At 56.0% G+C, this 13,058-nt stretch carries 10 protein-coding genes; 9 read left to right on the plus strand and 1 reads right to left on the minus strand.

The genetic code is table 11. The annotated features are described in order from the left end of the window. Window positions 1–3: 3 nt before the first annotated feature. Entirely contained in the window at window positions 4–1,188 is a 1,185-nt protein-coding gene (locus tag WCS52_04145) for an amidohydrolase (protein MEI6166363.1), read from the plus strand. An 18-nt stretch (window positions 1,189–1,206) separates the two neighbouring features. Here the strand turns inward: WCS52_04145 and WCS52_04150 are convergent, their stop codons facing one another. Next, window positions 1,207–2,082, minus strand: coding sequence for a helix-turn-helix domain-containing protein (locus tag WCS52_04150; protein MEI6166364.1), 876 nt, complete (start codon window positions 2,080–2,082; stop codon window positions 1,207–1,209). 173 nt (window positions 2,083–2,255) lie between these two features. On the opposite strand from WCS52_04150, the gene WCS52_04155 reads away from it, so the two are divergent. The 8 genes from WCS52_04155 (at window position 2,256) to WCS52_04190 (ending at window position 13,026) form a co-directional block, all read left to right on the plus strand. After that, window positions 2,256–3,446 carry a DegT/DnrJ/EryC1/StrS family aminotransferase gene (locus WCS52_04155; GenBank protein MEI6166365.1) on the plus strand — a complete coding sequence of 397 codons (1,191 nt, stop codon included), beginning with the start codon at window positions 2,256–2,258 and terminating at the stop codon, window positions 3,444–3,446. Window positions 3,447–3,460: 14 nt separating this feature from the next. Then, window positions 3,461–5,902: a glycoside hydrolase family 38 C-terminal domain-containing protein gene (locus WCS52_04160; protein MEI6166366.1), complete on the plus strand. Its 2,442-nt coding sequence runs from the start codon at window positions 3,461–3,463 to the stop codon at window positions 5,900–5,902. Window positions 5,903–5,947: 45 nt separating this feature from the next. After that, window positions 5,948–7,993, plus strand: a complete 2,046-nt coding sequence (locus WCS52_04165; GenBank protein MEI6166367.1) for a hypothetical protein — start codon at window positions 5,948–5,950, stop codon at window positions 7,991–7,993. Next, window positions 7,926–8,498, plus strand: a complete 573-nt coding sequence (locus WCS52_04170) for a choice-of-anchor Q domain-containing protein (protein ID MEI6166368.1) — start codon at window positions 7,926–7,928, stop codon at window positions 8,496–8,498. Before WCS52_04165 ends, WCS52_04170 begins: the two co-directional genes overlap by 68 nt. An 82-nt stretch (window positions 8,499–8,580) precedes the next feature. Then, window positions 8,581–9,966, plus strand: a complete 1,386-nt coding sequence (locus WCS52_04175) for a hypothetical protein (protein MEI6166369.1) — start codon at window positions 8,581–8,583, stop codon at window positions 9,964–9,966. Next, window positions 9,963–10,901, plus strand: coding sequence for a hypothetical protein (locus WCS52_04180; protein MEI6166370.1), 939 nt, complete (start codon window positions 9,963–9,965; stop codon window positions 10,899–10,901). Before WCS52_04175 ends, WCS52_04180 begins: the two co-directional genes overlap by 4 nt. 13 nt (window positions 10,902–10,914) lie before the next feature. Next, complete coding sequence (locus tag WCS52_04185) at window positions 10,915–12,198, plus strand: alpha-L-fucosidase (protein MEI6166371.1); 1,284 nt, start codon at window positions 10,915–10,917, stop codon at window positions 12,196–12,198. Window positions 12,199–12,204: 6 nt separating this feature from the next. Beyond that, complete coding sequence (locus tag WCS52_04190) at window positions 12,205–13,026, plus strand: alpha/beta hydrolase fold domain-containing protein (GenBank protein MEI6166372.1); 822 nt, start codon at window positions 12,205–12,207, stop codon at window positions 13,024–13,026. Window positions 13,027–13,058: the final 32 nt, after the last annotated feature.

A 13,058-nucleotide genomic window follows, 5' to 3' on the forward strand; every position in this document is an offset into this window, starting at 1 on the left:
AATATGAACACTGAGATGGATGCTCGCTTGAAGGGGATTGTCGACAAGATCTGCCCGGAGGTACTGGGCCTCCGGCATCATCTGCATCAAAATCCGGAACTCGCCGGGGAAGAATATCAAACGGCGGCCTTTATCAGGAAAACCCTGTCAGGCACGCAGGTGCGCGTCCTGAAACCGTTTCTCAAGACCGATACGGTCGGGATTTTGAAAGGACACAAGCCGGGGCGGAATGTAACGCTTCGAGCCGACATCGATGCGTTGCCCCTGCTTGAGAAAAACACTTTTGCGCATGTGTCGAAAATCAAGGGCTGTATGCATGCCTGCGGGCATGATGGAAATACCGCCGTACTGTTAGGGGTTACCAAGGTGCTGGAACACTTTACCCGTGAGTTTTGTGGCACGGTAAGGTTTGTATTTCAGCCAGGTGAAGAGGTGGCGGCGCTCGGAAAAGAACTGGTGGCGAAGGGGGCGTTGGAGCATCCTCGTCCTGATATGGTTTTCGCGCTCCATGGGCTGGCCGGGGCGCCAGAGGGAGTGATATTTTCCCGGCCCGGCGTGATGATGGCGGCCGTTGGATTTTTCAAGCTGGAGATCCGGGGGAAAGGGGCGCATGGTTCACGCCCGGATCTGGCGATAGACCCCATTCTGGTCGGGGCAAGGGTGGTTGAGGGCTTGGCCTCATTAGCCCGAGAGGTGAGCCCCTTTCAGACCGCTACCCTGAGTGTCTGCCGATTCTCAGGCGGGACCAATGGCAACATCATTCCCGATACGGTTGAGATCGAGGGGACGGTCCGGTATCTGGACAAGGCGGTGGGGAAGACGATGACCGCACGGATGCGGAAGTTGATCCAGGGGATTTGTTCATCGATGGGGGCCTCTTGCGTCTTCAGCTACCATGAACCCTACATCCCGGTCGTAAACCATGAATGTGCCGTTGACGTGGGGCGATCGGTCGCTGAGCGGTTGTTCGGAAAAGCCGGGTGGCAGGCGGCGAAAAATCCGAGTATGGGCGGTGAGGATTTCGCCTATTATCTTCAGAAACATCCCGGGGCCCTATTCTGGGTGGGTATGGGCGAAAAGTCCGGCGGGCTGCATAACCCGCATTTCGATTACAATGACAATGCCATCCGGAATGGCATCCTGTTCCTGGCCGGCTGTGCACTGGAGATTTTGGCCGAAGCCGGATAGGCTCCCCTTTGCCCGCGTCTATGATGACGTTGGATGATGTTTTTTGGCCTCAATTTTCGTCCAGCGTAGGAAGGTCGAGGGATGGGAGAAGCCCAAGGTTTCCGAGATTTCCGTTTTACTCCGGCCTTCATGAATCATGGCCGAGACCTTCTGCAATCGACAGCCATTCACAAAATCGTGAAAGGTTTGTCCGGTTTCCTTCTTGAACAGTCTCAAGAAGTGGAATTTGCTGTACCCGGAGAGCCGGGCGGCTTCCGAGAGCGGGACATCGCGACCGGCCGTCTGTGCGACGTGGCGGCGGATGGTTTCAATGACCTGTTTTTGGAAATGGGCCTCTGAGTGCCCCTCGGTTTTCCCAAACCCCCATTCAGTAATACGAATGGTCAGAGCCGAAAGGGCCGCCAGCAACTTCGCCCGCCTGAAGGCCAACGGTAAGGGTGAGTCTTCCGCGAGTTCGTTCCAGGTAGCGTTTAGCAGGTTTGCGGTGGGTGCTTCGCTGAGTAGGAGGGGCCTCCCCACATCCTTGATTTTTCCCTCTTTGGCATGGAGTACCCTTGCGACCACGTCATGTTCAATCAGATACAGCCATAAATGCAGCATCTCCGGGCAGTTTGGCGGATAATAATCGTCGTGTGATTCGTAAGAGTTGAAAAGGAAAACCATTCCCGGTCGGGAGGGGTAAACCTTGCCATTATAGCCGTAGACGCCAGACCCTTTCAGGACGAGCATCACTTCACGGGCGGGATGGCGTTCTGTATGGGTCCGCATCCACTGGAGGTGGGGCGGGTTGTGACTGAAATCAACTTCCTCATCAAAGAGTGAGCTGATGATCTGCCACTGTGCCGGGGCAAGGATTATCCCCAGTGACGTGTCGTCAAATAATTCGTTTATCACACCGTTCACTCCTGCTTGGTATGGCAATAATTGTCTAATAACAGCAATTACTGCCTATTGTCAATGCCGGCCACAAGGCGGATGATATATACAACAAAAATTTAAAAGCCGAAATGTAGGGGGATGCATCAGGCTGACGAACTGAACCAACGCAACAGTAAGGGAGATTTACCATGTATCGCGCCGGACAAGAAGAGATTGATGAGGTATCCAAAGTCATTTTATCCAAACAGTGGTTCCGGGTCGGCGATGCCAGCGACGGGCATTTGGCGGAAGTTCAACGGTTTGAGCAGGAGTGGGCTGAAAAAATGGGCGTCGCCTATGCGATCCTGATGAGCGGTGGCGGAACGGCGGGTCTGGTGTGCGCCATGGCTGGCCTTGGCATCGGACCGGGCGATGAGGTCATTGTGCCCGCCTATACCTGGTTGGCGACCGCCACCTCGGTGCTGACAGTGGGTGCCATACCGGTCCTGGCGGAAGTCGATGAGACGCTGGGTCTGGATCCTGAAGATTTTGAGCGCAAGATCGGCCCGCATACCAAGGCAGTGATTCCTGTTCACATGAGCGGCCGGCCGGCCAATCTGGAGGCCATTCTGGCCATCGCCCGCAAACGGGGGCTCAAGGTCATTGAAGATTCCTGCCAGATGGATGGCGGCTCCTATAAGGGGCGGCGGACGGGCACATGGGGTGATGCAGGGGTGTACAGTTTGAACCAGTACAAAATCATTTCCGCAGGCGGGGAAGGGGGTTGTCTGGTGACGGATGACCGCGAGCTTTTTCAACGGGCTTCCATTTACCACGACACAGGGAGTGTGTTCCGCCCTGGGGCGAAGGGACTGCAGGTACCGGTCTTTGTGGCCCAGCAATACCGGGCCAGCGAGGTGATGGGCGCGATCGCCCGCGTTCAAATGGGGCGCCTGGACGGAATCATTGCCGACCTGCGCCAGAGGAGAAATGCGCTGGCCGCGGCTGTGGGGGAGATGAACGGGGTTGAGGTGGCCCCCAGCAATGATCAGGCGGGTGATTGCGGGGTGATGTTGACGCTCAAATTCAAGACCGAGGCTAAGGCCCGGGCCTTCTCTTCCGCGCCTGATGTGGATGGTCTGGTCTTAATTGATCATGGCAAGCACGTGTATACCAATTGGGAGCCTCTGCGTGAGAAGCGGTGCATGCACCATCCGCGCATGAATCCGTTTAATTTTTCAGAAAACCAAGGCCTGCGTATGGATTACAGCGACAGCGCTTGCCCGCGCACATTGGAGATTTTACGGCGTACCGTTTATATCTCGATCGATCCGGATTGGACTGATCAGCAGGTCGGGGCCAGAATTACGGCTATGAAGGCAGCGGCAAAAGCTCTCTGAATCGGAGTAAAATCATGAAAACGGACGGGAAACACAAGATATTCATGATCGGGACCACCCATTTCGACCCGGTGTGGATGTGGACCTGGGACGAGGGGATGGCGTCGATCCGGTCCACGTTCCGGTCAGCGCTTGATCGCATGAAGGAAGACCCCGGCTTTATCTATTCGTTCAGTTGTCCGCCTGTGTTTGAGTGGATCAGGGAAGTTGATCCCCCCATGTTTGAGGAGATCCGGCAACGCGTGCAGGAAGGGCGTTGGGATTTGGTGGAAGGGTGGTGGTTGCAGCCGGATTGCACGCTCCTTTCCGGCGAGAGTTATGTCCGGCAGGGGCTTTATGGGCAACGGTATCTCCTGGAGCATTTTGGGAAAACCGCCACGTCAGGGTTTAATACCGACAGTTTCGGGCATAGTGCGATGCTTCCTCAAATCTACAAGAAGTCGGGTATGGATTCATATGTCTTCGGGCGTCCTTCCCCGACAGAGAAGGCCCTTCCTGGCCCGATGTTCATGTGGGAAAGTCCTGACGGCAGCCGGTTGCTCGCGTTCCGGTGCGGCAGCGACGGAGCAAATGCGTATCCTTTGAATGTTAAAGAAAGCATTGATGAATTGGGTGCCGCCATCGGCAAGATCGGTCACGACATGCTGATGATCTATGGCGTGTCCAACCATGGCGGGGCTCCGACCAGGAAGTCTATTGCGGAGATCAGGTCTGCAATGGGTGATGCCGACAAGGGGTATGACATCGGGTTCAGTTCCGTGGCTGGTTTCTGCAACCAGCAGGATCGGGATCGTCTTCCGGTGGTCGCTGGCGAACTACTGGTGAAGGCCTTTGGGGTGTTCAGTAATCACACGGAAGTGAAAGCCAATAACCGGCGTGGCGAATACGCCCTGCTCAATGCTGAACCGTTTGCCCTGGCCGCCAGTTGGCTGTCGAAAAGGCGCTACCCGGCCGAGGCCCTTACCCAGTGCTGGAAGGATCTGCTGTTTAATCAGTTCCACGATATCATCGGGGGGGCGAGTGTCCGGCCCGCCTACGTCGACGCGCGTAACTTGCATGGGCGCGCCATGCAAACGGCCAGGGAGATCATCCATTTTTCGTTGCAATCCATCACCCGGACGATTGACACGTCGCGGGCGGGCTTTCCTCTGGTTGTTTGGAATCCGAACACCTTCGACGTTGATACGGCCGTGGAGGCCGAATTGCAATGGGCGTGGGAATTCGGCTGGTACAACGGGCCTCTCAAGGTGTTGGATCACAACGGCAAGGTGATCGCCTGTCAGGTCATCAAGGAAATCTCAGGGCTGCCGCGATTCCGGTCCCGATTCGTGTTCAGGGACACCGTGCCGTCGGTGGGCTACAAGGTCTATTATATTCAACAGGAAGCGCAACCTGCCGAACTTTCACAGCCGATGAACGCCACGCCGGCAGTGATCGAAAACCGCCGCTACCGGGTCACCATTGATCAGGTTGTTGGCGGCATTGCCTCGGTCTTTGACAAGCAGCTTGGACGCAATGTGATGGCGGAGATGGCGAAGCCTGTGGTGCGAGGTGACAAGGGTGACACCTGGGCCTTTAATATCAAGACCTACGGCGATGTCCCTGGTTATTTCAAAACAGATTCAGTTACATTGATCGAAAACGGGCCGGTCAGATCCGTGGTTCGCATCAAGTCTCACTACCACCATTCATCCCTGGAGCAGGACATTATCCTTTACCAGGATTCGGAGGCCATCGAAGGGACTTTCAAGGTCCATTGGCGGGAAAAACGGCTGGCATTAAAATTGAATTTCACCGCTGAAATGCAAGCCCCGACCGTGACGTCGGCCGTTCCGTATGGCTCGGTGGAAAGGCCGAATGACGGGCAGGAAGTCCCTGCGGGAGAGTGGTTGGACCTGTCGGAAGGCGGACTGGGAGCGGCCATCCTTACCGACAGCGTGTTTGCCTATGATGTCAAGGGTGCGACGGCAGGGTTGACCCTGCTACGCTCATGTATCTTTGCCCATCACGGACACCCGATGCAGCGAAACCAGATTGATGAAACGAAGGATTGGGAGCATCAGGAGCAGGGGATACGGGAAGGCGCCTGGAAAGTGATCTTGCACGATGGCGATTGGCGAAAGGCGCAGATTCCCAAACATGCCGTAGGCTTCAATAATCCCGTCATTACCATTGCCGAAGCCAACCACCCGGGAAGCCGGCCCAATGAAGCTTCGCTGATCCGTGTGGAGGCGGACACTTCATTGGTCACGGTCGTGAAGAAGGCGGAGGATGACGATGGCATTGTGCTGCGGTTGTACGAGTATGCCGGGCGCCAGGATGAGGTGAAGATTAAGGTGACGGTCCTTGAAAAGGAAATTCGTCTTCCTGTTAGTAAGTACGAAATCAAGACCATCAAACTCGAGCAGGGGGGGGCAGGGCGGACGGTTGAAACGGATTTAATAGAAAGATCATGATGAATAAGCAACTTGTGAACCTTGGAGTGATAAAAGGGGGGGATTATGAAGACAAAACTAGTTGCAGTCGGGTTTTTCATGATGGTGTGCGTGAGTGCCATGGCGACGACACGATACGTTGTGCCGCCGGGCGGGGGCCATGTTCCGGTATCGCCCTATGCCAGTTGGGCTGATGCCGCAACCAATCTTCATGCCGTGATGGCCGTTGCGGTGGGGGGCGATACGGTGCTGGTGACGAATGGGGTCTACATCCTGACCAATCAAATCACTCTTGCGACCAACATTACGATCAGAAGTGATAATAACGGGTTGCTTGACCGTGACGGCGTGATCGTGAATGGAGGATTTCCGAATAATTCCAACCGCTGTTTTACGCTAAGTTTTTCCAATGCCGTGGTGGAGGGATTAACAATCACCAATGGCTATGTTGTTGGAAACGGGGGTGGTGTCTATATTACTGCCGGCACCTTGCGGAATTGTCTGGTGACGGGCAATACGGCCACCAATGGCAGCGGGGGCGGGGTGTATGCGACTGGGGCAAGAAGTTTGATCACGAATTGCGACGTTTTTGCCAACCTTGCGCTCTGTGGCAGCAGTGCAGCAGTGGGTGGGGGTGGGGTTAAATTGTCCACTTCAGCGTCACTGTGGAACAGTCGTATTATGTACAATAATTCCCCTATTTACTGGTCGGGGGGCGGCGGGGTTAACTGTGATGGGGCGGCATGGGTGGTTAACTGTAGCGTTATCAGCAACAAAGTAGGGACGGACTATAATGCTGGCGGTAGCAACGCTCCATGCACAGGCTGGCCTTTTGCGGGGTCGGGGTATGCCTATGGTGGTGGCGGAGTGTGGGCTAATGGTACGAATGCTCTGACATTGCGAAATTGTCTGATTTTGGGAAATGGCAGGGGTGCCGGAATCACTGCGGCGGGGGTGGGCTCTCAAGGCGGGAGTGCGGTTATTGAAAACTGTACAATTGTTGCTAATATTGGAGATGGCATCGGGGCCGGTAGCCCCAGCACGTATAACGTTACCAATACAATTTCTTTCTATAATACGGGCGAAGCGATGAGGCCATCATCACTGGCCGTAGCAAGCAATATCACGCTCATTACCGTCAATTGCTGTATGACAAGTACCAATTATGTGACGGGTGGGTCGGGCAACATCATCCTATCTCCGGCATTTGTGCAGCGTGCCAGCGGAGATTACCGGTTGGCGCCTTGGTCGCGCGGGGTCGATGCGGGGCACTGGCAGTCCTGGATGACCAATGCCACCGACTTGGCGGGGCAGCCACGGATCAGCGCGAATAACCTGCCGGACATGGGCGCTTATGAGACAACCGCCGTTGGCCCCCCTACGATCCATTACGTGGCGAATAGTGGGCAGACGCCGGTAAGTCCCTTCACTAATGGGTGGGCGTCGGCCGCCAACAATATTCAGGATGCTGTCAATGTGATGAGTGAAGGTGCAACGGTGCTGGTCAAGAGTGGGGTTTATACGCTGACCAATCAAATTGCATTAGGCTACGCTACGCTCCGTAGTGATAAAAACGGCGCTTTGGACCGTGACGGAACCATTATCAATGGGAACTTTCCGAATACCACTAATCGCTGTTTCACGCTGAACCACGCTGACGGGGTGATAGAAGGATTTACAATCACCAACGGGTACGCCCTGGGTGATGGCGGCGGGGTCTATATGAACAGTGGGGCCTTGCATAGTTGCTTGGTGACGGGGAACACGGCCAGCAATGGTAGCGGCGGTGGGGTTTATGCGACCGGGCCCGGTGCGATGATTACCAACTGTGAGATTGTGCACAACGCATGTGTTTTTACTAATACCCCCAATTATCTGCTGGGCGGGGGAGGAGTCCGGTTAACCAACGGGGCAACAATGCGGAATAGTCTCATCATGTACAACAATTCCCCTGTCTATTGGTCGGCTGGAGGTGGGATATATTGTGATGCGGGTTCGGTGGTGATGAATTGCAGCATCATCAGCAACAAGATAGGGGCGACTTATGGGGGTGGTAGCTCAGCCACGCATGCCTGGGGGGGGGGGCGGGATATGGGTCAATGGCGCCAGTAATCTGTTGCGCAACTGTCTGATTGTGGGAAACGGCTCAGGAGCAGGGGACAGAGGGGGCGGCGTCGGCGGGCAGGGTGCAGGCGCTTCCATTGAGAATTGCACGATTGTGAGTAATTTTGCTTCGGGCATCGGGGCGGTAACTGCAAATTCAAATAATTACCAGGTCGTAAACACCATTTCTTATTTCAATGTCGGGGCCGCGATGTATCCGGGGTCTAACGGCGTTCTTAATGTGTCCAATAGCTGTGTGACAAGCACCAACTATGTGACGAGCGGCGCAGGGAACATCACCAATAACCCGCTGTTTATGAACGTGGCGGGCGGGAATTACCGGCTGATCAAGACCTCTCCCTGCGTTAATGCTGGCGTGAATCAGGCATGGATGATGGGAGCGTTGGATTTGGATGGGGCCCTGCGTATTTCCCCCAAAGTTGGCGGTACGGTGGATATCGGTGCGTATGAGTTTTATTTTTCCGCGTCAGGGACGCTCCTCTCGGTCCAATGAGATCGGTTGTTTTTTTCTGGTAATTTTAAACTATTAAGGACAGGATATCTACAAGTAGATATCAAACAGTATAGGAGTAAGCATGAAGATTACGATTATTGGCGGTGGCTCGTATTGTTGGACCCCAACGTTTTTCCGCGACCTTGTTTGCACGGAGGGACTTGAAGGCAGCGAAATTTGTCTGGAAGATATCAATCCGACTCACCTCAACGACCTGCACCGCTGCTGTCAGGCCATCCTCGTGCAACTTGGCAAGACCAAGCAATTCAAACTCAGCGCCACTACCGATCTGGCTAAGGCCCTGCGTGGCACGAATTATGCCATTATGACGCTGACGACGGGTGGCTATGACGCCATGGAACATGACCTGAAGATCCCCTACAAGTATGGCATTTACCAACCGGTGGGGGACACTGTCGGACCCGGTGGTATCTCCCGTTCGCTCCGGAACATTCCGGTGGTTGTCAATATTGCCAAACAGATGGAGAAATATTGTCCTGAGGCCTGGTTGCTTAATATTACCAATCCCATGTCAACGTTGACGCGCTGTGTTGGACGCGAGACCAAAATCCGATGCATAGGCCTGTGTCATGAGCTTTATGGCACCCTGGCCAAGCTGCAAAAAATGCTCGGCTGCAATGATTGGCGCAAGGACTTTGACTGCGTGAGCGTCGGGGTTAATCATCTGCCCTGGATCATCCGCCTGCGTTACCTTGGTAAAGATGCGTTCCCGGTGCTCCAGCAGGCCTTGCGTGATGGAAAGCTTCCGTCCGATAGCCCGGCCCCCGGGACCGCCCTTGATCACACGATGATGGGATCTAATCAGGTGAAGTTCGCCTTGTTCCAGGCCTATAAGGCGCTCCCCGCCGCCGAAGACCGACATCTGGTGGAGTTCTTTCCATACTTCTGCACCGCCAAGATGCGCAAGGGGGCTGCGATGGGCGTCAAGTTGACGACCATGGAAGAACGGCGCAACAGCCACACTCCTTCCTGGAAAAAAAGAGTGGCCGGGATTACCAGTGGTGAAATCAAGATTGAGGCGACGGTTTCCAGGGAATCCGCCTCGAAAGTGATCGCCGCGTTGGATGGGCAGGGGGAATGGAAGGATGTCATCAATATTCCCAATGCTGGCCAGGTGCCGGGCATTGCTCGTGATGTGGTGATTGAGACCATGGGGATCATCAGCCGCGATCACGCTTACGGGCTGCCCGTGGGCGATGTTCCGCCAGCCATCCTCACACAGATCGAGCGCCATGCCACGAACCAGGAAATGACAGTGGAGGCCGCTATCACAGGTGACCGCAGTCTGGTTCATCAGGTGATGCTGAATGATCCCCTTTGCGGGTCCATCGGGGATTTCCGGCAGATGGAAAAGATGATGAATGAAATGTTGGAGGCGAACCGCCAATGGTTGCCGCAGTTCTTCGGCAAGGACAGCAAGCCGCGTCAGCAGAGGAGGAAGTCATGAGTAAACCCTTTACATTTGAACCGTCGAAGTGGGTTCCGTTTGGCGACAAAGCCGTTTGTGACCGGGTGCGCCGTATTCCCCGCGCGGAGCTGGATAAGCACCCGAATCCGGATTTCAAAATTAAGATCATATCGGATGCGATGGCCGGTTGGATTGGCAACTTTGATCGATTCCGCCGCATTCAGGAGGCAGGGTTGGCCGGTCGCCCCATCGTGTTGATTATGGGCAACCCTAATCCGGGCTACCGTCAACTGGCATGGTCCCTGAACGCCTGCCAGGTTGATTGCCGCAGGTTGCATGTGTTCATCATGGATGAGTGGGCTGATCAGGATGGAACCATTGCCCCCGAGTCCTACCCGCAGGGGTTCATGCACGCGTTCAAGAAATACTTCTATAATGAGTTGGATCCCGCGATCCGCCCGCCGGAATCGCAAATGGTGGGGCCCACCAACGCCAATATCCATCACTACCAGAAAATGATCGCCGACGTCGGTGGCTGCGACGTCTGTTATAGCGGGCCGGGCTGGAACGGACACATCGCGTTTATTGAGCCCGATGCGCCCGAGTTTGCGGCCGCCTCGCTTGACGAGTGGAAGCAGATGGGGGCCCGGGTGGTAACGCTCAGCCCGTTCACGATCGCCCAGAACTCGCTGCACGCCTCCTTTGGCTACAGCGGCGACATGGCCAACGTCCCGCCCAAGGCGGCGACGATCGGCCCGCTGGAAGTGCTCTCGGCCAAACACCGCATGGAGTTCCACAGCTTGGCTACCCAGGGGACACGCGTCTCGTGGCAGCGCTTCATCTCGCGGCTGATCCTGCATGGGCCCGTGACCCCGCGCGTTCCGGCCTCGATCCTGCAAACAGTTCGTACCGATGTCTATGTTTCGGAAAGTATCGCCCGCGATATCGAGCCGGTGTGGTACGAAGGATATTAAGAAAGGGGCACCTATGAGTGAGTCGAAGGAAAAGATGGATTGGTTTGTCAAAGCACGCTACGGCATGTTCATTCACTATGGCCTGTATAGTGAGCTGGGTCGCGGCGAATGGGTGATGAACAAGGAACGCATCAGTCATTCTGAGATGCGGGCACAGGCGGCCAGGTTCAACCCCGTGAATTTCGATGCGGATGCGTTGTGCGACCTGGCCGTGGCGGGCGGGATGCGTTACGTGAATCTCACCACCATGCACCACGATGGTTTCCGGCTCTACGACACGGAGTTGTCGGACTTCAATTCCAAGCACTATTGTGGCCGGGACCTGGTGCAAGAGTTCGTGGAGGCGGCGCGGAAGCGGGGCTTGCGGATCGCTCTCTATCACTCCTTGAATAATTGGTTTGATAAACCGGATTCCGTGGATGCCCTGGAAAATGAAGACGCCCGGCGCGAGTTTCTTGATAACACCTTCGCCCGGGTCCGCGAACTGGTGACGCGGTACAACCCGATTGATGTTCTGTGGTATGACGGCTGGTGGCCGTTCCGCGGCGAAGGCTGGCGTGCGAAGGAGTTAGATGCCATGGTCCGCCGTATTCAGCCGAACATTCTGATTAACGGCAGGCATGGCGGAGATGGTGATTTCTCGACCCCCGAAGGCCACATGACGGCCCCCACGCCTTGGCGTCCGTGGGAAGCCTGCATGACGCTCAACAACCACTGGGGCTACCACCGCGGGGATCACCTTTGGAAAAGTCCGAATGATGTGGTTGGCTTGTTGCACAAGGCGGCGGCGGCCCAGGGGAACCTCCTACTCAACATCGGCCCCCGTGGTGATGGGACCATACCGGAGGAGTCCGTTAAGATCGTGAAGGCGGTTGGGGAGTGGTTGAGCCGTTGCGGGGAGTGCATTTTCGATACCGACCGGTTCACCTGGGATCTGGAGGTCCGCGGAGATCACAAGGCGGACTGGTCATTGAACGGTCCCTTCACCCTGAAGGGGCGTTCGATGTATCAGCTGGTGCGGTATTGGCCCGGCCCGGAGCTGATTGTAGCCGGGTTGGATACCCGCGTCGAAGCCGTCTGGCTGCTGAGCGCAGCGGGAAAGCGGGCCTGCCAATTCACGCAGGAAAACGGCAAGGTAGTGGTCACGGGCCTGCCGGAAGCATCACCGGATCCCGTGTGTGCAGTCATGCGCTTCGACTGCCGTGAGACGCCTTCCATGTATCTGACCGGCGGCATGCGTGTGCCCAAAGTGCCGCATGCCCCGTATGACCCGCTTCCCTCTGATATCAAGGAGTAGCCTAGCATGACACAAAGCACGAACGATGCGCCCCCACCCCAGGTCATCCAGACGAATCCGGCCATCGGGGAGCGGGGGGGCATACATGTTTACGGTGCCGATCCCTTCACACCCCGTCCCTATGTGCTGGGGATTCACGGGGGTGGGTGGTCCGCTGGCGATCAAACCGCCTATGGCGATGGGCGCCTGGGGCCGCTTGTCGAACGACTCGGGTTTTCGTTGGTGCTGGCAACGTATCGGCTCTGCCCCGAGTTCCCGTTTCCTTGTGCCTATGATGATCTCGTGCATTTGCTCGCCTGGCTCCGTGACAATGGAGCTTCGCGGGGGTTGGACCCTGAGCGGTGCGTCTTGTTCGGGGCTTCGGCGGGCGCGCATCTGGCCATGTTACTGGCAACTCGCGCAATGAAGGAAAACCGGCCGATGCCCGGCATCCGTGGCGTGGTTAACTATTGTGGGATTATGGATTTGCCAGCCCAATATGCCGCGGATAACGCGCGTGGCTCGAAATTGGTGGAGAATTTCCTTGGGGGCCCGCCGGAATCCAGGCAGGAATTGTATCGGGCAGGCTCCCCGATTTGTCATATCCATGCCCTTATGCCTCCCGTATGGATGGCGCATGGCACGGCCGATATCCAGGTTCCGATTGCGCAGTCGCGCGCGATGGCAAGCGCCTTGACGGCGGCAGGGTGTGACCTGAGTTATCTTGAAGCACGCGGGCTCGACCACACCATGATGGAAGTTGGCGCTGATGGGGGGGATATCGAACCCCACAAGTTGCTGTTTCAGGATGATGTGCGGCGGTTTATGAATCGGGTGCTGTCTTCGTGACTATGAATGTCGCTAATCGCTATTACATTAAT

The sequence above is a fragment of the bacterium genome, assembly GCA_037128595.1.
GTDB lineage: Bacteria > Verrucomicrobiota > Kiritimatiellia > CAIKKV01 > CAITUY01 > JAABPW01.